Origin of the sequence: Streptomyces sp. NPDC001339 (assembly GCF_042895955.1) — a bacterium.
In the GTDB taxonomy this organism is placed as follows: domain Bacteria; phylum Actinomycetota; class Actinomycetes; order Streptomycetales; family Streptomycetaceae; genus Streptomyces.
The window spans coordinates 68171-89775 of record NZ_JBIAWT010000006.1 but is presented as its reverse complement, the minus strand read 5'-3'; the positions used below and the strand labels follow the sequence as shown (position 1 = coordinate 89775).

14 protein-coding genes are annotated in these 21605 nt (G+C 72.5%); 9 read left to right on the top strand and 5 right to left on the bottom strand.

All coding sequences use genetic code 11. From position 1 onward, the window contains the following. Positions 1 to 302 precede the first annotated feature (302 nt). On the bottom strand, positions 303 to 1652 hold the full coding sequence (locus tag ACFY12_RS18600) for a hypothetical protein (RefSeq protein ID WP_390716893.1): 1350 nt from the start codon (positions 1650 to 1652) through the stop codon (positions 303 to 305). A 249-nt stretch (positions 1653 to 1901) separates the two neighbouring features. Beyond that, the gene (locus ACFY12_RS18595; protein WP_390716892.1) at positions 1902 to 4025 is read right to left on the bottom strand and encodes a SpoIIE family protein phosphatase; all 2124 of its coding nucleotides are present in this window, start codon (positions 4023 to 4025) and stop codon (positions 1902 to 1904) included. A gap of 398 nt (positions 4026 to 4423) precedes the next feature. Here ACFY12_RS18595 and ACFY12_RS18590 point away from each other — a divergent pair, with 398 nt between their 5' ends. Both ACFY12_RS18590 and ACFY12_RS18585 read left to right on the top strand, forming a co-directional pair. Further along, complete coding sequence (locus tag ACFY12_RS18590; RefSeq protein WP_390716891.1) at positions 4424 to 4597, top strand: CsbD family protein; 174 nt, start codon at positions 4424 to 4426, stop codon at positions 4595 to 4597. Positions 4598 to 4889: 292 nt separating this feature from the next. After that, the gene (locus ACFY12_RS18585; RefSeq protein ID WP_390716890.1) at positions 4890 to 6494 is read left to right on the top strand and encodes an alpha/beta hydrolase; all 1605 of its coding nucleotides are present in this window, start codon (positions 4890 to 4892) and stop codon (positions 6492 to 6494) included. Positions 6495 to 6599: 105 nt separating this feature from the next. Here the strand turns inward: ACFY12_RS18585 and ACFY12_RS18580 are convergent, their stop codons facing one another. Then, positions 6600 to 7589 (bottom strand): Ku protein, encoded by a 990-nt coding sequence (locus tag ACFY12_RS18580; protein WP_390717304.1) that lies wholly within the window; start codon positions 7587 to 7589, stop codon positions 6600 to 6602. 253 nt (positions 7590 to 7842) lie between these two features. On the opposite strand from ACFY12_RS18580, the gene ACFY12_RS18575 reads away from it, so the two are divergent. Further along, positions 7843 to 8511 (top strand): endonuclease, encoded by a 669-nt coding sequence (locus ACFY12_RS18575; RefSeq protein ID WP_390716889.1) that lies wholly within the window; start codon positions 7843 to 7845, stop codon positions 8509 to 8511. Positions 8512 to 8598: 87 nt separating this feature from the next. On the opposite strand, the gene ACFY12_RS18570 is transcribed toward ACFY12_RS18575, so the two are convergent. Then, entirely contained in the window at positions 8599 to 13038 is a 4440-nt protein-coding gene (locus tag ACFY12_RS18570) for a molybdopterin-dependent oxidoreductase (protein ID WP_390716888.1), read from the bottom strand. Positions 13039 to 13351: 313 nt separating this feature from the next. On the opposite strand from ACFY12_RS18570, the gene ACFY12_RS18565 reads away from it, so the two are divergent. The 6 genes from ACFY12_RS18565 (at position 13352) to ACFY12_RS18540 (ending at position 20179) form a co-directional block, all read left to right on the top strand. Next, positions 13352 to 14509 carry an FAD-dependent oxidoreductase gene (locus ACFY12_RS18565; protein WP_390716887.1) on the top strand — a complete coding sequence of 386 codons (1158 nt, stop codon included), beginning with the start codon at positions 13352 to 13354 and terminating at the stop codon, positions 14507 to 14509. Continuing rightward, positions 14506 to 15096, top strand: a complete 591-nt coding sequence (locus tag ACFY12_RS18560; protein WP_390716886.1) for a TetR/AcrR family transcriptional regulator — start codon at positions 14506 to 14508, stop codon at positions 15094 to 15096. Before ACFY12_RS18565 ends, ACFY12_RS18560 begins: the two co-directional genes overlap by 4 nt. 179 nt (positions 15097 to 15275) lie before the next feature. Then, entirely contained in the window at positions 15276 to 16040 is a 765-nt protein-coding gene (locus tag ACFY12_RS18555; protein WP_390716885.1) for a VOC family protein, read from the top strand. Positions 16041 to 16183: 143 nt separating this feature from the next. Continuing rightward, the gene (locus ACFY12_RS18550; RefSeq protein WP_390716884.1) at positions 16184 to 16633 is read left to right on the top strand and encodes an SH3 domain-containing protein; all 450 of its coding nucleotides are present in this window, start codon (positions 16184 to 16186) and stop codon (positions 16631 to 16633) included. 237 nt (positions 16634 to 16870) lie between these two features. After that, positions 16871 to 18088 (top strand): acyl-CoA dehydrogenase family protein, encoded by a 1218-nt coding sequence (locus ACFY12_RS18545; RefSeq protein WP_390716883.1) that lies wholly within the window; start codon positions 16871 to 16873, stop codon positions 18086 to 18088. A gap of 123 nt (positions 18089 to 18211) precedes the next feature. Beyond that, a complete protein-coding gene (locus ACFY12_RS18540) occupies positions 18212 to 20179 on the top strand; it encodes a tetratricopeptide repeat protein (protein ID WP_390716882.1) in 1968 nt (655 codons plus the stop codon). A gap of 86 nt (positions 20180 to 20265) precedes the next feature. On the opposite strand, the gene ACFY12_RS18535 is transcribed toward ACFY12_RS18540, so the two are convergent. Next, positions 20266 to 21555, bottom strand: a complete 1290-nt coding sequence (locus ACFY12_RS18535) for a glycoside hydrolase family 27 protein (RefSeq protein WP_390716881.1) — start codon at positions 21553 to 21555, stop codon at positions 20266 to 20268. Positions 21556 to 21605: the final 50 nt, after the last annotated feature.

Genomic DNA, 21605 nt, shown 5'->3' with positions numbered 1-21605 from the left:
GACAGGGGACATGAGGACAGGGGACGAGGCCACCATCGAAATACCGTCGCGTACCGCCATCGCGACTGGTTGGCGCTTCCCTGACGCGGGGAGCCCGGACCCTGACGGCTTCCTGACGTCTTCCCTATGGCTTCACGTACGGGTGAAGCCGGTGGCGAGGCGGGTGCGTGGGAGGTTGGACCGCGGCGCCCGAACACACCTATAGAGCTGTGACAGACCCTTTCGACGTGGCGATGCTGGTGCTCGACGTGGCGATGCTGGTGCGTGCCCGTTCCGGTCCCGATCCGGTGCCACCGGGGCGTTCAGCGGGGCATCGCCCGCAGCCGCTCCCGGAACTCCCTGACCCGGGGAGTCCTCTCGTAGGGAGCGAGCCGCTGGACCAAGCGGGGGAGGACGCCGTGCACGGAGCCCGTGGCGAGCTGCTGGCAGTGCCGGAGGGCGTGGAAGCAGTGATCGACCGCCGCCTCCACCTCGTTCCCGGCCAGTAGGGCGTGGGCGAGCCGGGCGTGCAGCAGCGCGTGGGCCTTGTGGTGGGTGACGGGCCGGACGGCCAGGGAGTGCCGCAGCTCGGCCACCGCACCCCGGTGGTCGCCCAGGCGTGCCAGTGCCTCCGCCCGCTGGTAGCGCAGCGCGGTCTGCGGATAGCTGGTGAAGGGGCCGTCCGGTCCGGTCGCCCGGGCGAGGTGGTGCTCGGCCGCCACCAGGTCGTGCGCGCACTGCCGGTTCCGGCCGGAGCCGGCCAGGGCGACGGCCCGGCCCGCGTGCAGAAAGGCGCGCGTGGCGGGCGGAACGGCCGAACCGGCGACGGCCAGCGCCGCCTCGCCGAGCGCGAGGGCCTGACGGGGTTCGCCCAGCCGGAGCGCCTGGGTGCTCAGGCAGCGCAGGGTGATGGCGTAGGAGCCGCGGTCTCCTGCCGCGTGGGCGAGCCCGAGGGCCACGGTGTAGTAGTGCTGGGCGAGGGCGGCATGGCCGACATCGGACGTCTTGGCGGCGAGCAGGAGCGTCAGATGGGCGGCACCGGTGAGCAGCGCCCGCCGCACCGGCGGTGGGGCCGGGGCGACGATCAGCGGCATCACCTCCTCGGACAGGTAGAGGGCCAGCGCCGGCCGCCCGTGGGCGCCGCCGTACTTCTCGCCCATCACGGCGCTGTACGAGGCCATGGTCTCCAGCCGTGCCGCGTCCGTGAGGGACGTCGGCCGCCCGGTACCGGGGGAGTGCGGTATGGCCGGGGGCGGCGTCTCCCAGCGGCTGAGCACAGGAGGCGGGGCGGAGACGACCGAACGGGCCAGGCGGGCCCGTCGGGTGGGGTCGGCGTCCGCCCGGCAGAGGGTGGTGAGCCGCCGCACCGGATCATCGCTCAGCAGCACCGCGGCCACCGCGTCGGTGGATTCGCCCGGCTCGCCGAGCCCGGTGTCCGCGGGCGTCAGCGGACGGCCGAGCCGGCGGCCCAGCGCCCGCGCCACCAGCTCGGCGACCGGTCCGCGGGGGCGGGATCCCCGGAGCCAGTGGGCCACGGAGGTCCGGTCGTAGCGCAGCCGCATTCCCTGGGCCGTACCCAGGGCGTTGACGGCGCGGGCGAGTTCGCCGGCGGACCAGTCGGCTTCGGCCAGCAGGGCGGCGAGTACACGATTGGGGGGACGCCTACGCTTCATGATCCATCAGGCCTTCCCGGGGCAGAGCCGGATCTTCCTGGAGATGAGCGGGAGTTGAGGGGCTGTCAGGGCGTCAGGATTCATGGTTCCGTCAAGCGGCGGACGCGGCTATGCCGCCGCGGATCCCAGGGAGGTTTTCGGCCATCGTCATCCGCCGCATCGTCATTCGCCGCGTTGCCGTCCGTCGCATCGTCATCCGCCGCATTGCCGTCCGGTCATCGCCGTCCGGCCCGTCAAGCCGTCGATGCGTCAGGAGTGGACAGGGCGGGCCGGGTGGGCGGTCAGGAGCATGAGGGCCACGTCGTCCTGGCGGTCCATGTCGGCGTGGCGGTTCTTGAGGAGGATGTCGGCGACACGGTCGGGGCTCCGGTGCGGTGCGGCGCACAGCCTGCGGGCGAGGTCGGCGACGGAGTGTTCCAGGTCGACGCCGGGGGTTTCGACCAGGCCGTCGGTGTAGAGGACGAGCATGGACTCCGGCGGCAGCGCGATCTCCGTGGCCTCGTACCGGGCTTCGGGGTCGATGCCCAGGAGGAGACCAGGGGGTACGTCCAGGACGGTGGTGGGACCGTCGCGGAGGCGCAGGATCGGGGGCGGGTGGCCGGCGCTGGCCAGACACGCCCGCCAGGTGCGCAGGTCGATGTGCACATAGAGACAGCTGGTGAAGAGGTCCGGGTCCAGGTCGGTCAGCAGCCGGTTGGTGCGGGCCAGCACCTCGCCCGGCGCGGCGCCCGCGGTCGCGTGGGCGTGCACGGCGGTACGGGCCTGGCCCATGAGGGCGGCGGCCCGCGCGTTGTGGCCCTGGACGTCGCCGATGACGGCGGCGACGCTCTGCTCGTCGAGGCGGATCAGATCGTAGAAGTCGCCGCCGATGTCCATCTCGCGGGCCGACGGCAGGTAGCGGGCGGCGACGGCGAGACCGGGTACCGAGGGCAGGCTGTGCGGCAGCAGCCCTTCCTGGAGGTCGTGGGCGAGCTGCTGCTTGGCGTCGAAGAGGCGGGCCCGGTCCAGGGCCTGGGCGATCAGTCCGGCCAGTGAGGTGAGGACCTGGCGTTCCTCCCGGCTGAAGGTGCGGGGCCGGGTGTACGACAGGATGCAGCAGCCGACCGGGCGGCCGGAGACGATCAACGGCAGTACGGCCCGCGCCGCCTTGCCGGTCATCCGCGGCAGGCCGGGGTAGTCGGTCTCCATCTCCTCGGGCGAGGAGTAGAAGCTGGGCTCGCCGGTGCCGAGGGCGCGCACGGCCGGGCTGTTGGCGGTGCTGAGGGCGGTGCCTTCGAAGTGTGCGACAACGTTCTCGGAGTAGCCGCGGTAGCCGATGGTCCGCAGCCGGCCGCCCTCCGCCGCGTACATGATCATGCCCTGGGCGCCGAAGGCCGGCACGATCTGGTCGGCGACGAGATGGACGATGTCCCGGGTGTCCACGGCCTCGGTGAGTGTGGCGGCCAGGTGCAGTACGTGGTAGATCTGCCCGGCCCGCATGGGCGAGGCCTCGCCCTCGGTGGGGTCGGGCACCATCGGGCCGTAATCCTTGTCCGTCGGGCTGATCCACACGCTCAGGCCGCGGCCGTCCGGGAACAGCCGGAAGGCGAGCCACTGGTTCGGTGCGCGGCAGGCGGTGACCGCCACCGGGCGGCGGCTGATCACCGCGGCGCGGTAGCGGTCCTCGAAGACCGGACCGCGCAGCCACGGCAGGACGTCCCAGGGCCGGGAGCCGATCAGCCGGTCCGCCGGCTCGCCGAGCAGCTCCACCGCACCGGTCGTGACCAGGGTGATCCGGCCGTCCAGAGCCAGCGCGCAGCAGCCGCCCGGCAGTCGTTCCAGACAGTCGACCGCGGTCAGCGCCTCCTCGGGGCCCGGGATCCGCACCGGCGGCTGCGTCAGGATGCGCGGGCCCTCGTCGGGCGGGGCGTGGCCGTCCGGCAGCGGGCTCCGGGCCAGCGCGGCCGCCAGGTCCCGGCAGGCGGTGTGCACCGCCGCCCGTTCGTCCGCCGACAGCTGTGGTGCGTGGTCGGCGGGCCACAGCAGCAGGAGGGCGCCCCGGCTGCCGGTGCCGTCCGTGATCGGCGCCGCGGCCAGCGAGAAGTCGTAGGGGGCCGCCACCGCCGTACGGGGGAAGTCACGGGCCATCTGCTGGTGGCCGGCCGCCCACACCAGCTGCTGCCGGCGCGTCGCGACCGCGACCGGGGCCGGGGCCGCCAGCGCGACCCGGTTCCAAGGGGTCAGGAACGGGGCCGGCAGGCCACTCATGACGGTCAGCTGCAGCACCGGCTCGTCGGGCGCCAGCACGTACAGCCCGGCGGCGGACGCCCCGGTCTCCCGGATCGCCGCGAGCAGTGCGCGGTCCACGGCGCGGGAGCCGGCCTCGCCGCTCATGGCGCACCTGAGCACCGATGTCGTCGTGCGCACCGCTGTCCTCGTGCACACCGCCGTCGTTGTGCCCACCGCTGTCGTCGTGACATCTGTCGTCGTGCCATCGAGACCACTCCGGCCCGTCGGCCCTCCCGCGGGTAGTGCCGACGTTACGCCGCTCGCTGGGCCGTGGCATGCGGCGGGTGCCCGGGGCGTCCTGGTGGGCCGGACATCGAGGTGGCCCGAATTGCCCAGGTATATTCATTACGCGGGATATTTATGCGGAATACGATGTAGATATCTGTGATGTGGGTGTGCTTGACGTGGCGCAATGCATGTCGTTTCCGCATCGTTTCTGCGCCACGGGAGCAGGGGCAGGAGTGGAGTAGAAGCGGGAGCGGGAGCAGGAGCAGGAGCAGGACATGAGATTCGGGAAGAAGGCCAAGGGCCTCGGTGAGACGGCCGCGGAGAAGGTCAAGGAGACCACCGGTAAGACGCTCGGTGAGGCCGGCCACGAGTGGAAGGGCAGGGCCGAACAGGCCAGGGAGCGAGTGAAGCAGGCGGTGGAGCGGGGCAAGCGCTCACTGAAGCACTGACCGCGTGTCTGCGGAAGCACTGACCGCGTGTCCGCTGAAGCGCTGACCGAGCGTCCGTGGAAGAGCCGATCGCGCGTTCGCGGAAGAGCCGATCGCGCGCTCGCGGAAGCGCTGACCGTGCGGTGACCATCACGGCCCGGATTTGATGCGGTGACCGTCGCGGCCCGGACTTGATGACGGCTCACGGAGTGCGGCGGCACCGGGGCCGTCCTAGGCTCGAGACATGCCGCGAACACGCCGTGCGCCGTCTCGTGTGGGAGCAGGGGGAATACGGCGTGTTCGCCGGCGTGGGGTGGCACCGGCGCTGATGGTCGTGGCGGCGCTGGCGCCGGCGGTGCCGCTCGGCGTCGGCGGGGGAATCGGCGTCGACGCCGGAACTCCGGTCGCCTCGGGCGTCGATGACCCCGGTCTGGCCCGTTTCTACCAGCAGCGGCTCCCCTGGAAGCCGTGCGGCCAGGATCTGCGGAGCCGTGCGGACGTCGAGGCGCGGAGCACCCAGGGTGCCAGGGAGCCGCCCACCGGTCCGCAGCGGACGGAGTGCGCCCGGATGGAGGTGCCACGCGCCTACTCCCATCCCGGGCGCGGTGCGATAAAGGTCCAGCTGATCCGGCTGCGCGCGACCGGCCCCGGTGAGCGGCTCGGTTCGCTGGTGCTCAATCCGGGAGGGCCGGGCGCTTCCGGAGTGAACTACCTGATCGACAACGCCAGTGCGTTCGCCCGGCTGGGGCAGCGCTACGACCTCATCGGCTTCGACCCGCGCGGCACCGGCCGTACCGCACCCGTCTCCTGCGGCAGCACGCTCCCCCCGCCTCCCGGGGGTGCGGCGGACGACACCCTCGCCGCGAAGGAGAAGCGCCTCAACGAGGCCTGCGGGCGGTACTCCGGCGGGCTGCTGCCATGGGTCGGAACCCCCGATGTCGCACGGGACATGGACGTGCTGCGCGCCGCGGTCCACGACCGCGCACTCAACTACCTGGGATTCTCGTACGGCACCAAGCTCGGCGCGGTCTACGCCCACCAATTCCCCGGCAGGACCGGCCGGATGGTGCTGGACGGTGTCGAGGATCCGACCAAGAACACCTGGCAGACCGCGCTGGCCCAGGCCCGGGGCTTCCAGCGGGCGCTGAACGACTTCGCCGCCGACTGCGTCCGGGAGAAGGGCTGCCCGCTGGGCACGGACGCGAAGCGGGCCCAGGCCCAACTACTCGCCTGGTACCGGAAGTTGGGCGATGCGCCGATGAAGGTGGCGGGGGAGACCCTCGATCAGGCGACCTATGTCTACGCCCTGCGCGAGGCCCTGTACCGCAGGAGCGACTGGCCGGTGCTGCGGCAGGCACTGGCACGGCTGCGCAGTGGCGACGGTACCGGGATCCTCCGGCTCGGCAAGGGCGGCGATGCCGGCGATGCCGATCAGGCCGGCCACGACGCCTTCCGCGAAGCCACGCGGGGGCAGTCGGCGCCGCAGGACGAGCTGCCGCCCCAGGACCAGCTGGCGCTGCGGGCGATCTCCTGCCGGGACACCTCGGAACGGTACGACGCCGACGACTACCCCAAGGCCCGGCGCGAACTCACCCGGGCCTCCCCGCTGTTCGGACCGGACATCGCCCCGACCCTGCTGGACTGCCACGGCTGGCCCGTCGCGGGCGACGACACCTCCCGTGACGTCTCGGCGCCGCACGCACCGCCCTTGCTGCTGGTCGCGACCACCCGCGACCCGGCGACGCCGTACCAGGGCGCCTTCCATATGGCCCGGGAACTGGGCAACTCCAGCGTTGTCCTGACCTACCGTGGTGAGGGGCATGCCGCGTACACCACGGGCGACTTCTGTGTCCAGGGGTATGTGAACGGCTTCCTCCTGGACGGCAGGATGCCGGAGAAGGGGACCTCCTGCGGCTGAGTGTGCGAAGAAGCAGACGAGGCGTGTGGCTGATGTATGCGGCCGAAGTGTGTGGTTACGTGTTGGCTACGTGTGTGGCTGACGTGTGTGGTGGGGCCCCTGGTCTCAGCCGGCCCGTCGCCCGCCCCTGCTCGCGGTCCGCTTCGTGGCCGGTTTCTCCGCGGTGGTCTTCCCGGCGGCCGTCTTCGTCGCCGCGGTGGCCTTCTTCCGCGTGCGGGTGCCTTTCTTCTCCGACGCCCGGGCCCGCCCGGCCCCGTCGTCTCCCTTGCCCTCCTTGCCCTCCTTGCGCCCCTTGCCTTCCTCGTCCTCGCCACGGGACCGCCTGGCCGCGCGGACGCTGTCCTGCAGGGCTGCCATCAGGTCCATCACCTCACCGGCGGGCCGCTCCGCGCCGGCCGCGAACTCCGGCTCGCGGTGCGCCAGCTTCGCCGCCACCAGCTCCTCGACCGCCTCGCGGTAGTGATCGTGCACATCGTCCTCGGACAGTTCACCGAAGGAGTCCATCAGTGCCTCGGCGGCCGCCACCTCCTTGTCGGCGACCTCTACCTCCCGCTCGGGCAGCACCCCGTCCATCGGACGGATCTGGTGCGGCCAGAGCAGCACCTGCATCACCAGCGCGCCCTCCATCGGGCGGATCATGGCCAGCGTCTCCCGCCCGTGCAGCGCGATCTTCCCGAGCCCGACGCGCTGATGCCGCTCCATGGCATCACGCAGCAGCACATACGGCTTGAGCGCGGCGGGGGTGTCGACGCCCAGGTAGTACCCCTTGCCCATCTGCAGGGGGTCGATGTCCCCGCCTGCCACGAAGGCCAGGATCGTCAGTGTTTTGGCGGTCGGCAGCGGCAGTGCTTCCAGGTCCTCGTCGGTCAGCGGGACGACGGTGTCGCCGTCGCCGGGCCGGTAGCCGCGGCCGATCTCGTCCGGAGGGATCTCGGTGCCGTCCAGTGAGCACACGGGCTGGTTACGGACCCGACCGCCGTCCGCGGTATGGATCCGTACGAAGCTGACCGCCGCGGAGCTGTCGGTGGCGTTGTACGCGGCGACCGGGATCGTGACCAGGCCGAAGCTGATCGAGAACTTCGCCGTGGGGCGCATGGGTGCCGCCTTCATCGGTGCCATTCGGCTCCATGCTAGGCGGGGCGGGCATACCGTACATCCCGGGATAAGAGCGGCACATTCCGTGGTAAGCCGGACAAGGCGCGGAAGAGAAGAGACGACCGGAAGAACGAGAACGAAGAACGAAGAACGAAAAACGAAGGACCGGAGGACACGGCATGGCAGGGAAGGTCCCCCACGCTCTCCCCAACGCTCTCGTCAGCGCTGTCGGACGCCCGTACGGAGGCACCGCGTGAGCCCCGGCGGCGGAGGCGGCGGACAGCGGGCCGTCGCCCACAGACTCCTGGACCGGCATGGCACGACCTATGCCGCGCAGGCCGGAATCCGTCTCGGGAACACCCCGCAACCCCTCTACCAAGTGCTGGTCCTGGCCGGTCTGCTCAGCGCGCGCATCCGCGCCTCGGTGGCGGTGGCGGCGGCACAGGCGCTCTTCGACGCGGGGATGCGCACCCCGCAGCGGATGGCGGAGGCGAGCTGGCAGCAGCGGGTCCACGCCCTGGGAGAGGGCGGCTACCGGCGCTATGACGAGCGGACCGCCACCCAGCTCGGTGACGGTGCGCGACTCCTGCTGGACCGGTACGGCGGCGATCTGCGGCGGATGCGGGACGCGGCCGGCGGGGATGTCGCCGCACTGCGTGCCGCCCTGCGCGAGGTGCCGGGCATCGGGCCCACCGGTGCGCACATCTTTCTCCGCGAGGTGCAGGGCGTATGGACCGAACTCGCCCCGTACCTCGACGCCAAGGCCGTCCAGGGAGCCGAGCGGCTGGGCCTGCCGACGGAGGCCGGGCGGCTGGCGCGGCTGGTCGGCGAGGACGACCTGGCGGCCTTCGCCTCGGGGCTGGTGCGCGCGGCGCTGGAGCGGTCCGTCGTGGACGATGTCCTGGAGGCGGCGCACGCCTGAGCCCGCCGCTGCCGGGGCGCCCCCCCACGTCACCTCCACACACATCTCAGTTCAGCGCACACCTCGGTACGCATCTCAGTACACGGATCAATACACATCACGGACGTACCTCTTGTCGGCCGCGAGCTGCTTGACGTAGCCGGCGGCCGTGTCCTCCGTCAGCCCGCCGTGTGCGACCGCGATCTCGCGCAGCGCACGGTCGACGTCCTTGGCCATCCGGGACGCGTCGCCGCACACATAGAAGTGGGCACCGTCCCGCAGCCAGGACCACAGCTGTGCGCCGTGCTCCCGCATCCGGTCCTGTACATAGACCTTGGCGCGCTGATCGCGGGAGAACGCCGTGTCCAGCCGGGTGAGCAGACCGTCCCGGCGGAACCGGCCGAGTTCGTCCTCGTAGTAGAAGTCCGTGGCGCGGCGCTGCTCGCCGAAGAAGAGCCAGTTGGGGGCGTGGTGGCCGCGGGCGCGCCGTTCGTCGAGGAACCCGAGGAAGGGGGCGATGCCGGTGCCGGGCCCCACCATCACCATCGGGGTGGCCGGGTCGGCCGGCGGCCGGAAGTGGGCGGCGCGCTGCACGAAGACCGGCACCGGGCTGCCGGACTCGGCGTCGGCCAGGAAGGCGGAGGCCACCCCCTTGCGCGGCCGGCCGAACCGGTTCTCGTACCGGACGACCGAGACCGTCAGGGTGATCTGCCCCGGGTCGGTCAGCGGGCTCGACGATATGGAGTACAGCCGTGGCCGCAGCCGGGGGAGGGCTTCGGCCCACTCCGCGGCCTCGGCCCGTACCGGGTGCTCGGCGAGTACGTCGACCGCCTGGCGGCCCCAGGCCCACTGCGCGAACTCGCCCTTGTTGTCGGGCCGCAGCAGTTTCCTGAGGACACGGTCACCGGTGTGTTCGGCGACCATCCGGAGCAGACCCGGTGTGATCCGGGTGATGTCGAGATGGCGGCGCAGCGCCGTACCGAGCGCCACCTCGCCCAGGTCGGCGAGATCGATGGTGGCGGCCGGGTCGAGGCCGGTGACGGCCAGCCACTCCGCCACCAGTTCCGGGCAGTTCCGTGGTCGTACGCCGAGCGCGTCACCCGCCTCATAGGCCAGGGGGGTGCCCGTGGCGTCACGGGTGTCGAAGGTGAACCGGCGCACCTCTTTGGTGGCACCGGGACGGCTCAGCAGCTGATTGCCGATGAGCCGGGCGGTGGCCGGGGCGGCCTTCGACGGGCGCGCCGGAGCGGCCGGAGCGGGCGCTTCGGCCGCCGCACCCGTACCCGTATCCGTATCCGTATCCGCGGAGCCGTCGGGACCCTTACCAGCCGGCTCCTCACTAGCTGATTCCTCACCGCTGAGCCCCGTACCGGCCTCCTCCAGAGCCCTCAGCACCCGCTCCAGCCACTGCCCCGCCGGCTGCTCGTAGTCCGGCTCACAGTCCGTACGCGGCACCAGCCGCACCGCGCCCAGCTCGGCGAGCCGGGCGTCGAGCCGCCGGCCATGGCCGCAGAAGTCGTCGTACGAGGAGTCGCCCAGCGCCAGGACGGAGTAGCGCACACCCTCCAGCCGCGGGGTGTCCGGTGCGTTGAGCGTCTCCCAGAACTCCGATCCGTTGTCGGGGGCGTCGCCGTCGCCGAAGGTGCTGGTGACGATCAGCAGGTCGGCGGTGCGCGGCAGGGTGGCGGGCGCGCTGTCCATGCTGAGCAGCCGCGCGTCCCGCCCGCTGCCCTCCAGCCGCCGGGCCGCGTCGGCGGCGACCTCCTCCGCGTTGCCGGTCTGCGAGGCCCACAGCACGAGGACCGTACGGGCACCGGCGCCGCCGCGCGCTTCGGCGACGGGGCCCGCCGGGCGCTCCTCGGTCCGGCGCTCCTCGGTCCGGCACCCCTCGGTCCGGCACCCCTCGGTCCGGCACTCCTCGGTCACGGAAGGGGCATCCGTGCTCCGTGAGAACATCCCGGCCAGCACCCCGTTCACCCACAGCGCGCTCTCCGGACGGAACGGCGCGTGCGTGGGCAGGACGGGGGTGCCGACGGGGGTGCCGACGGCGGTACCGGAACGCAGCCCGGCGAGGAAGCCGGACAGATAGCGGTGCTCGGGACCGGTCAGCGCCGGCGGTGCGGTGTCGGGTATGCCGAACACCTCGGCGAGCAGCGCCACCACGCCGTTCGCGCCGCCGTTCCCGCCGCCGTGCCCCGTACCGGTTCCGTGCCCCGTACCGGTTCCGTCCCCCGTACCGGTTCCGTCCCCTGTACCGGTTCCGTCCCCCGTACCGGTCCCGGCCGCCTCGCCGAGGCACGCCGCCTCGCCGGTGTACGCCGCCGCCGAGCCGCCCCCGCTCCCCGTGACGTCCCCCGCGACCCGGGCCAGCGTGACCGCGCACGCCTTGAACTCGGGCTGGAAGGAGACCGGATCGACCGCGTCATGGGTCACCGCGTTGACGCTGAGGTACTCGCCGAACAGGTCGTTCCAGTGGAACGGGGCGAAGCAGTCGCCCGGCCGTACCCGGTCGGTGAGCACGGCGGGCAGCACGGCCCGTCCGCGCCGCGAGGCGACCTCCACCGCATCGCCTGCCGCGATGCCCAGCGCCTCCGCGTCCCGCGGATGGATCTCCACGAACGGCTCCGGGTCGAGCCTGCCCAGCTTGGCGATCTTGCCGGTCTTGGTCAGGGTGTGCCACTGGTGCGGCAGCCGCCCGGTGTTGAGCAGGTACGGGAAGTCGTCGTCCGGCATCTCGGCCGGGGGGAGGTGCGGCCGGGCGAAGAACGTGGCGCGACCGCTCGGGGTGGGGAAGGAGAGCCGGGGCCGGGAGCCGTCCGCCCGCACCGCCGGCTCCTGGCTGACGCCGTCGTTCAGATACCGCACCGGGTTGCGGTCCGGTCCGTCGACGGCCGCGCTGGGCCACTGGACCGGAGTGCTCCGCAGCCGTTCATAGGTCACCCCGCGCAGGTCGTATCCCGTCTTCGGGTTCCAGGCGCGCTTGATCTCCTCGAAGATCTCCTCCGCGCTCGTGTAGCCGAAGGCGTCCTCGTACCCCATCTCGCAGGCGATCCGCGCGATGATCCGCCAGTCCGGCCAGGCCTCACCGGGCGGATCGGCGGCCTGCCTTACCAGGGTGAGATTGCGCTCCGAGTTGACCATCACGCCCTCGGACTCGGCCCACATGGCGGCCGGCAGCACCACATCCGCATAGGCGTTGGTCTCGGTCTCGGTGAAGATGTCCTGGGCCACGACGAACTCCGCGGCCTCCAGGCCCTCGATGACCGTCCGGCGGTTGGCGACCGAGGCGACGGGGTTGGTGCAGATGATCCAGCACGCCTTGATGTCCCCGTCCGCCATGCGGCGGAACACCTCGACGGTGCCCTGGCCGCCGTCGTCCGCCCGCAGCGTCCCGGCCGGCAGCCCCCACAGCTTCTCGGTGAACGCCCGGTCCCCGGCCACCAGCGCCGACCGCTGACCGGGCAGGCCCGGCCCCATGTAGCCCATCTCGCGCCCGCCCATCGCGTTGGGCTGGCCGGTGAGGGAGAACGGGCCGCTGCCCGGGCGGCAGATCGCGCCGGTCGCCAGGTGCAGGTTGATCAGCGCGTTGGTGTTCCAGGTGCCGTGGGTGCTCTGGTTCAGCCCCATCGTCCAGCAGCTCATCCAGGAGTCCGCCGTACCGATCCACTCGGCCGCTCGGCGCAGCTCCGCCTCCGGGATCCCGGTGATCCGCGAGACCGTGTCCGGCGGATAGTCCGCGAGGAACTCCGGCATCGCCTCCCACCCCTCGGTGAATTCGGCGATGAACTCCGCGTCGGTCCGGCCGTCGTCGGCCAGCAGCCGCAGCAGTCCGTTCAGCAGCGCCAGGTCCGTCCCCGGCGCGATCTGGAGGAAGAGGTCGGCTTTGGCCGCGGTGGCGGTGCGCCGCGGATCGACCACGATCAGCTTGGCGCCGGCCTTCACCCGCTCCATCATCCGCAGGAAGAGGATCGGGTGGCAGTCGGCCATGTTGGAGCCGATGACGAGGAACACGTCGGCGTGCTCGAAGTCCTGGTACGAGCCGGGCGGGCCGTCGGCGCCCAGCGACAGCTTGTAGCCGCTGCCCGCGCTGGCCATGCAGAGCCGGGAGTTGGACTCGATGTGCCGGGTGCGCACAAAGCCCTTGGCGAGCTTGTTGGCCAGGTACTGGGCCTCCAGCGTCATCTGCCCGGAGACGTACAGGGCGAGGGCGTCCGGTCCGTGCTCGTCGACGATCTCCCGCAGCCGCGCGGCGGTCTCCTTGACCGCCGTCTCCATCGCGGTGGCCGCCGGCTCGTCGCCGCGGTCCGCGCGCACGAGGGCACGCGTCAGCCGTCCCGGTGCGGTGAACAGCTTGGCACTGGTCGCGCCCTTGGTGCACAGCCGGCCGCGGTTCGCCGGGTGCGCCTTGTCCCCGGTGGCCTTACGGACGGTGCGCCGCCCCTGGCCGTCCGTCGTGATGTCGAGGACCATCCCGCAGCCGACACCGCAGTACGAGCACGCCGTCCGTACCTGCGTGGTGCGCTCTGCCGGGGCTTCCGGTGCGGTCACGGGCGGGCCCTTTCGTGGTCGGTCGGGTGCTCGGTCCGACCTTATGAATGGCCCGTTAACCAGGTGTCACATCAAGCGATCAGGGGGCGTTACGGCGGCCACACAGTGCCCGTCGGCGTCCCGTGAGAACCGTCCGCACGGGCGCGTGGGGAGGGGAGGGACGGCGATGTCCCAGGTCCGACCGGTGGAACGCCCGGCTGAACGCCCGGCTGAACACTCGGGCTAACCCGGACGAACCCAGACGAACTCCCGATTGAGCGACTCAAAAAGTGTAGTCATTGCACTTCCTTAGTCGCTATGCTTTTCTGGGAGTATGAACCCCACACCACCCCGCATCGCGATCATCGGTGCCGGCCCCGGAGGCCTGACCTGTGCCCGGGTGCTCCAGCGGAACGGCGTACCGGTCACCGTTTTCGACCAGGAGGCCTCCGCCGACGCCCGTCCGCAAGGCGGCACGCTCGACCTGCACCTGACGACCGGCCAGGCGGCCCTGGAAGCGGCCGGTCTGCGCGAGGCGTTCACCGCCCTCGCCCGGCCCGAAGGGCAGGAGACGCGGCTGCTCGACCACACCGCCGCGGTGCTCTTCCGGCACACCCCCGCCGACGGCGAGACCGGCCGTCCCGAGATCGACCGGGGGCAGCTGCGCCATCTGCTGCTGCACTCGCTCGCCCCCGCGACGGTCCGCTGGGGCCACTTCCTGCGCACCCTGCACCCGCTCGGCGACGGCCGGCACCGGGCCGAGTTCGACGACGGCCACACCGAGACGTTCGACCTGGTCATCGGGGCCGACGGCGCCTGGTCCCGGGTGCGCCCGCTGCTCTCCGACGCCACCCCGCACCACACCGGCGTCACCTTCGTCGAGTGCGGCTTCGACGACGCGGACGCCCGTCATCCGGACCTCGCCCGCCTCGTCGGCGACGGCACCATGATGGCGGCCTTCGCCGACCGGGCGCTGATCGCCCAGCGCAACAGCCACGGCCATATCCGCGCCTATGCCGCGTTCCGGGGCTCACCGGACTGGGCGCTGGAGGCCGGGGTGCGTATGGACGACACCGAGGCGGTGCGGGCCACCCTGCTCGACAGGTTCGCCGGGTGGGACGACCGGCTGCTGGCGCTGCTGCGGGAGAACGACGGCGGGTTCGTCGACCGGCCGCTGTTCGCGCTGCCCGTGCCGCACACCTGGACCCACACCCCCGGCCTGACCCTGCTCGGCGACGCCGCGCACCTGATGAGTCCGTTCTCCGGTATGGGCGCCAACCTCGCCATGCTCGACGGCGCCGAACTCGCCCAGGCCCTCGCCGGGCACGACGACCCGGACGAGGCGGTGCGGGCGCACGAAGCGGTGATGCTGCCCCGCTCCGCCGAGGCGGCCGGGGGTGCCGCCCGCGCTCTGGCGACCGCCCTCGCCCCCGACGCCCCGCAGGGCGCCCTGCGCCATATGCGCCTGATGTACGGACAGGACGGGACATGACCACCGCGAACGGGCCGGCGCCCGGCCGCCGGGAACGCAAGAAGGCGCAGACCCGCAAGGCGCTGGCCGATGCCGCCCTCCGGCTGTTCCTGGAGCGCGGCTACGACCGGGTGAGCGTCAAGGACGTGGCCGAGGCCGCGGACGTCTCGGTGACCACGCTGTTCAAGCACTTCTCCGGCAAGGAGGCCCTGGTGTTCGACCGGGACGCCGAGCTGGGCGCCGCGCTCGTCGCCGCCGTCCGCGACCGGGAAGCGGGCCGGACGGTCCTGGACGCGCTGCACGAGCACCTCCGTGAGGTGCTGCTCTCGGCCCGTCGGGCACCGGAGTTCCGCGGGTTCCGGGAGCTGGTCGAGACCACCCCGGCGCTCGTCGAGTACGCCCACCGGATGTGGCTGCGCCATGAGGAGGCCCTGGCCGGTGCGATCGCCGAGGCGGCCGGCGGCGCGCCGGACGCGGTGCCGGTGCGCGCGCTCGCCCACTATGTGCTGACCGCCCCGAGGCTTGCCGGCGGCTCCCGCGATCCCGGCCGCGCGCTGGACGAGATCTTCGCGCACCTGCGGAACGGCTGGTCCGGTCTGGGCCTGTGAGCCGGATCCGGGCCTGTGAACCGGATCCGGGCCGGTGAGCTGTGTCCGGGCCGGGGACACCCTCCGGTTGCGGGCCCCCTGCCCCCGTCGCACGATCGGCAGCGTACGGACAGCGAGCGGCGGCGTACGGGCCCGGCCGCGGCCCGGCCCCCGCCCGGCGCAGAGGGGCGGACGGCACTGTGAAGATCACCGAGCCCACCCCCGGCGCGCCCTGCTGGGTGGAGCTGGCCACCGAGGACATCGAGGCCGCCGCGGTCTACTACCGGGAGGTCTTCGGCTGGCGCGCCGAGACCGACCCGCGCACCGAGGCCGGCGGCTACACCGTGCTGTACCTGGGCGCCGCCCCGGTCGCCGCGGTGACCCCGCCGTACGTCCCGGGGCAGCCGGCCGCCTGGACCGTCTCGTTCGCGACGCGGGACGCCGATGCGCTGGCGGCGGCGGTCACCGCGGCCGGCGGACGGGAGCTGACGGCGCCGCGGGAGGTCTTCGGCCTGGGCCGGTTCGCCGTGCTGGCCGACCCCGAGGGCGCCGTGTTCTCCGTGTGGCAGGCCCGCTCCTTCGACGGGGCCGCGGTGCTCAACGCCCCGGGCTCGCTCGGCTGGGTCGAGCTGGCCACCCGTGACGAGGAGGCCGCCAAGGCCTTCTACACCCGGGTCTTCGGCTGGACCGTGGGCACGCACGAGGACTATCCCCAATGGGGCGTCGACGGGGCCGACTTCGGCGGGATGAGCGCACTGGACGAGTTCTACCCGGACGACGTCGGGGCGTACTGGCTGCCCTACTTCGCGGTGGCCGATGTCCACGGGACGGCCGCCCGGGCAACGGAGTCCGGGGGCACGCTGCTGGTGCCGCCCACGGACGTTCCGCACGGGCCGCGGATCGCCGTGATCCGGGACCCGCGAGGGGCTTCGTTCGGGATCCATCGCGTGGGCACCGAGGGCTGATCGCCGAGCCCTTCCGGGGTGCGGTCTTTTTGTCACACGATCGGCTGCCTGTACGTCGTTGCACCGCATTCCGGGCGTGTTTTGCGCGTAATGTCCACTCCGCGCCAATGGGTGGCATTGCGCGTCAAGAACAGGAGACCCCTATGTCCACGACCGACATCCTCGTGGCCCGAGGCAAGAAGCTCGCAGCCGGCGCGGGCGCACTGACCGCGGCGGTCGCCCTCGGTGCGACGCTGTCCATTGCGTCCCCCGCCCAGGCGACGCCCGGGCCCCCCACCACCACCATGAAGCCGTTCGGGACCGTCACCAGCAAGAAGGGCCTGAGCGCGCGTCAGTACCCCAGCACCGACTCCTCCGTGAAGGGCTACTTCCACCGCGGTATGCAGGTCGGCCTGGTGTGCAAGGTCCGTACCCAGCCCGTCGGCGGCAACACCGTCTGGTACCTCACCCGGGAGGAGCGGGCGGCCTGGGTCGCGGCGAAGTACGTGACCAACAACGGTCACGTCAAGTACTGCAAGGACGTGCTGCGCGGCGGCATCCACCCCGGCAGCGACCACTACAACCGCGAGCTCGCGGGGCACGCCGTGGGGTGAACCGTCGGGTGAGAGGCCGGGGCAGTGGCCCGGTCCGGTGCGCCGTGGGCGCCGGACCGGGCCTTCGTGTGCCTCCTGCCCGCCCCGGACGGCCGTCCACGGGGCCGGGAGGGGCTCTTCCGTATTACTGAAACGCGTTCTACTGTGCCCCTCGACCGGATCCGACGGGCCGTCAGGACCGCGTGCACGGCCCCCCACGGACCGGACCACCGGACCGGACGAACGGGAGGGTCTGCCGTGCACCTCGACTACACCCCCGAACAGCTGCGGTTGCGCACCGAACTGCGCGCCTACTTCGCCGAGCTGACGCCGGCCGGCGCCGCCGCGCCCGCCCGGGAAGGCGCCTCCGCCACCGGCCCCACGGCTCACCGGCGCTTCTACCGCGAGACGGTACGCCGCCTCGGCGCCGACGGCTGGCTCGGGGTCGGCTGGCCGAAGGAGTACGGCGGGCGCGGGATGACCCCGATGGAACAGTTCATCTTCTTCGACGAGGCCGCCCAGGCGGGCGTACCGCTGCCCCTGATGGCGCTGAACACCGTCGGCCCCACGCTCATGCGGTACGGCACCGAGGAGCAGAAGGCCCACTTCCTGCCCAGGATCCTCACCGGCGAGATCGACTTCGCCATCGGCTACAGCGAACCGGACGCCGGCACCGACCTGGCCGCCCTCAAGACCCGCGCGGTGCGCGAGGGCGACGAGGAGACCGGCCGCTACGTCGTCGACGGACAGAAGATCTGGACCACCAACGGGGACACCGCAGACTGGGTCTGGCTCGCCGTGCGCACCGCCCCCGTGGAAGAGGGGGTCCCGCCCCACAAGGGCATCACCGTGCTCCTGGTCCCCACCAGCGACCCCGGCTACTCCTGCACGGTCATCAACACCCTTGCCTCGCACGCCACCACCGCCAGCTACTACGAGAACATCACCGTCCCGGCCACCCACCGCGTCGGCCGGGAGAACCAGGGCTGGCGGATCATCACCAACCAGCTCAACCACGAACGCGTCACCCTCGCCGCCCACGGCACCATGGCCGTCCGCGCGCTGCGGGACGTCCAGCGCTGGGCGGCCGGCACCAAGCTCGCCGACGGCCGCCGGGTCATCGACCTGGGCTGGGTACGCGGACGGCTGGCCCGTACCCACACCCGACTGGACGCCATGCGGCTGCTGAACTGGCAGATGGTCGACGCGCTCCAGCAGGGCACGCTCACCCCGCAGGACGCCTCCGCGGTCAAGGTCTACGGCTCCGAGGCCCGCCGGGACGCCTATGCCTGGCTGATGGAGATCGTCGGTGCCGCGGGCCCCCTCAAGGAGGGCTCGGCCGGCGCGGTGCTCCACGGCGAACTGGAGCGCGGCTACCGCTCCGCCGTGATCTTCACCTTCGGCGGTGGCAACAATGAGATCCAGCGCGAGATCATCTCGTGGATCGGCCTCGGGATGCCCCGCGTACGACGCTGACCGGCCGGATCCGCCCAGCGGCCTACAAGCTCCACCGTTCCCCGGCCATACTGGGCGGACAGCAGGACGCGCGGGGGGAGCCGCGCGGCCGACTGGAGACGGGGACGGGGGCGGCGATCGGCGATGGTGGAAAGCAGACTGATCCACGGGCGGTACCGGCTGTGCGACACCATCGGGCGTGGCGGTATGGGCGAGGTCTGGCGGGCCCACGACGAATCCCTGGAGCGGCAGGTCGCCGTCAAATGCCTCAAGCCGCTCGGTCCCCGGCACGAACCGTCGTTCCTCCAGGTGCTGCGTGAACGCTTCCGCCGCGAGGCCCGGGTCGCGGCCTCCCTCCAGCACCGCGGTATCACCGTCGTCCATGACTTCGGCGAGGACGACGGCACTCTCTTCATCGTCATGGAACTGCTCACCGGCCGTAACCTCAGCCAGCTCCTGGACGACAACCGGCGCCAGCCGCTGCCCGTCCCGGACATCATCGACATCGCCGAACAGGTCGCCGCCGCGCTCGCCTACACTCACGAACAGGCCATCGTCCACCGCGATCTGAAACCGGCGAACATCGTCCGCACCACCGACGGCACGGTCAAGATCTGTGACTTCGGCATCGCCCGGCTCAACCACGACATCGGCTTCACCGCCCGCCTCACCGGCACCGGTATGGCCATGGGCAGTCCGCACTACATGTCGCCCGAGCAGATCGGCGCCCACCCCGTCGACCACCGCAGCGACCTCTACTCCCTCGGCTGTGTCCTCTACGAGCTGACCACCGGGGTCCCGCCGTTCGACCTCGGCGACGCCTGGGCGGTGCTCGTCGGGCACCGCGACACCGCCCCGACCCCGCCGCGTACGCTCCGCCCCGACCTGCCCGAGGCGTACGAGCGGATCGTGCTGGACCTGCTCGCCAAAGAGCCCGACGACCGGCCCGCCGACGCCGACGAACTGGTCAAACGCCTCGCCGGTGCCCGTCATCCGCACTCCGGCGGGGGTGCCGGGGACGTCACCGTCGCGGTCCCGCGGCTGCCTCCCTGGACCCGGGGCATCACCGCCGGCTCCCCGGCGGGCACCGCCCGGCACCCACGGCCCGGGCCGTCGGACCGGGCCCTCGCGGCCCTCACCGGCGCCTGGACACACGGTGGCCCCTCCCGGCCCGGCGACGCCCCCCGGGGCACCGCGATCGCCAGCCCGGCGCCCCGGGCCGGCCGGCGGGCCGCCCTCGCCGCCCGGCTGGAGACCGCCCATGAGCAGGGCCGCCAGGGCCGCTACTTCGAGGCGCACCAGATCTACGCCGAGGTGCTGACCGGCCAGGAACGCGCACTGGGCCCCGACCACCCGGACACCCTGAGCTGCCGTCACCACCTCGCGTTCAACCTCGGCCGGCTGGGCCGGCTGGCGGACTGCCGCGCCCTGGCCCAGGACGTCGCCGAGGCGCGCGCCCGGGTGCTCGGCGCACACCACCCCGACACCCTCACCACCCGCCACGAACTCGCCGATGTCCTCGGCAAGTTGGGCAACTGGTCGGCCGCGCTGCGGACCTACCAGGAGGTCGCCGCGGCCCGGGCGGCCTCGCTCGGCCCGGACCACCCCGACACCCTCGCCACCCGCTACGAGGTCGGCATCGGCCTCGGCCGGCTGGGCCGGAGCGCGGAGGCGCTCACGCTCTACCGCGACCTGGTCGCCGCCCGCACCCGCGCCCAGGGCGCCGACGACCCGGACACCCTCCGTGCCCGGCACGGCCTGGGCGTCAACCTGGGCCGGCTGAACCGCTGGCAGGAGGCGCTGGCGGAGGCCCGCGAGGTGGCCACGGCGCGCGAACGGGCACTCGGCCCCGACCACCCGGACACCCTGGTCAGCCGCCGGGAGACCGCCGTCGCGCTGGGCTGGCTCGGCCGTTGGGGCGACGCACTGGACACCTACCGGCAGGTCGCCGCGGCCCGCGAACGGGTCCTGGGCGCCGCCCACCCCGACACCCTGGCCAGCCAGAGCGACCTCGCCGAGTGCCTGGAACAGCTGTCCCGTCCGGACGAGGCGGCCGCCCTGCACCGCCGCGTCGCAGCCCTCCGCCGGGAGAGCGCCGCGCGGCCGCGGTAGTGCCCCGGACAGGCCCTGGGGATCGGCATCCACCACGGCTGAGGCCCCGGCGCCGGGCTCCCGCCCCGGCCCGGAGCCCGGCGGCGTCAGCCCGGGGTGACGCGGTAGAGGACCGTGCCGTGCGCCGGCACCTGCCGTGCCACGATGTCGCCCTCGCTGCGCAGGCGGCGGCCGGTGACCAGATCGCGCAGCGCGTAGGACCCGGCCTCCGGCAGCCCCGCCGCGCCCGCCGTGATGGACAGGGTGTGCGGCGCGTCCCCCTCGTTGAACAGCGCGATCGCCCAGTCACCGTTCTCCAGCGGCTTGGCCAGCACCGTGGAGTCCCGGCCCTGTTGCACGATCCGGCCCTGGACGCCGAGCGGATCCTGGTCGACGGCGATGATCTGCTCGTTGCCCAGGATCTCGCGCGCCGCCCCGGACAGTTTGCCGACATCCGTGCTGGCGATCAGCGGCGCCGCCATCATCGCCCACAGCGACATCTGGCTCTGCATCTCATGCGGTGTCAGATCGGGGTCGCCGACCAGCAGAAGGTCCGGGTCGTTCCAACGACCGGGCCGCTGGAGTTCCGCCAGGTTCGCGTTGTAGCGGAAGTTGTAGAGAATCGAGGCCCACTTCTTGGCCGGTGCGCTCTTCCGCAGCGCCACGTCCCGGCCGCCCCGCCACAGGTTGCCGAGCTCGGACGACCAGCCGATGACCTTGTGCCAGACCCCGTCGCCGTCGAACTGGAAGTAGGCGGGCGCCGAGACGGAGAAGGTGATCGGCCGGCCGGTACTCCGGAGCGCGCCGCTCAGCTGCCCGTACAGGTCGCGGTAGGTCTCCTCCTTGCCGTGCCCCCGGGGAACCGGCACATTGCAGCCGTCCGCCTTGACGTAATCCACCTTCCAGCGGGCGAACAGCTGGGCGTCCGCGCGGAAGTGGCCCAGGCTGCCCGGGTACTTCTCGCAGGTCAGCGAGCCGACGTCGGTATAGATGCCGAATCTCAGGCCCATCCGGTGCAGCTGCTGTCCGACGTACGCCATGCCGTGCGGGAACTTCACCGGGTCCGGTACCAGTTCGTCCCGGGGGCCGCGCCGCCTGGTCGTCCAGCAGTCGTCGACCGTGACGGTGTCGTAGCCCCGCCGCGCCAGCCCGGTCCGGACCAGCGCCCGGGCGTTGTCGAGGACCACCTTCTCGTTGATCTGGCAGGCGTAGTACGACCAGTTGTTCCAGCCCATCGGGGGAGCCGGGGCCAGATTCGGGTACGGCCCGCCGGTGTCCCGCGCGCCGGGGGCGGCGGAGGCCGGTGCGGGTGCCACGAGCAGCCCGGCCGAGCAGACGGCGGCGGTGCCGAGGCCGGCGACGGTGCGGCCGAAACGGGGTACCGAGGGGTGGGACACGGGTCACCTCATGGGTGTGCGGGCGGCCTGGGGCGCTTCTGACGGATCTC

Coding starts and splice junctions, on each gene's coding strand:
- ACFY12_RS18595 (WP_390716892.1), bottom strand. CDS start 4,025: ATGAGCGGCGAGGCCGGCTCCCGCGCCGTGGACCGCGCACTGCTCGCG.
- ACFY12_RS18540 (WP_390716882.1), top strand. CDS start 18,212: ATGGTGGAAAGCAGACTGATCCACGGGCGGTACCGGCTGTGCGACACC.
- ACFY12_RS18550 (WP_390716884.1), top strand. CDS start 16,184: ATGTCCACGACCGACATCCTCGTGGCCCGAGGCAAGAAGCTCGCAGCC.
- ACFY12_RS18560 (WP_390716886.1), top strand. CDS start 14,506: ATGACCACCGCGAACGGGCCGGCGCCCGGCCGCCGGGAACGCAAGAAG.
- ACFY12_RS18600 (WP_390716893.1), bottom strand. CDS start 1,652: ATGAAGCGTAGGCGTCCCCCCAATCGTGTACTCGCCGCCCTGCTGGCC.
- ACFY12_RS18565 (WP_390716887.1), top strand. CDS start 13,352: ATGAACCCCACACCACCCCGCATCGCGATCATCGGTGCCGGCCCCGGA.
- ACFY12_RS18580 (WP_390717304.1), bottom strand. CDS start 7,589: ATGCGCCCCACGGCGAAGTTCTCGATCAGCTTCGGCCTGGTCACGATC.
- ACFY12_RS18590 (WP_390716891.1), top strand. CDS start 4,424: ATGAGATTCGGGAAGAAGGCCAAGGGCCTCGGTGAGACGGCCGCGGAG.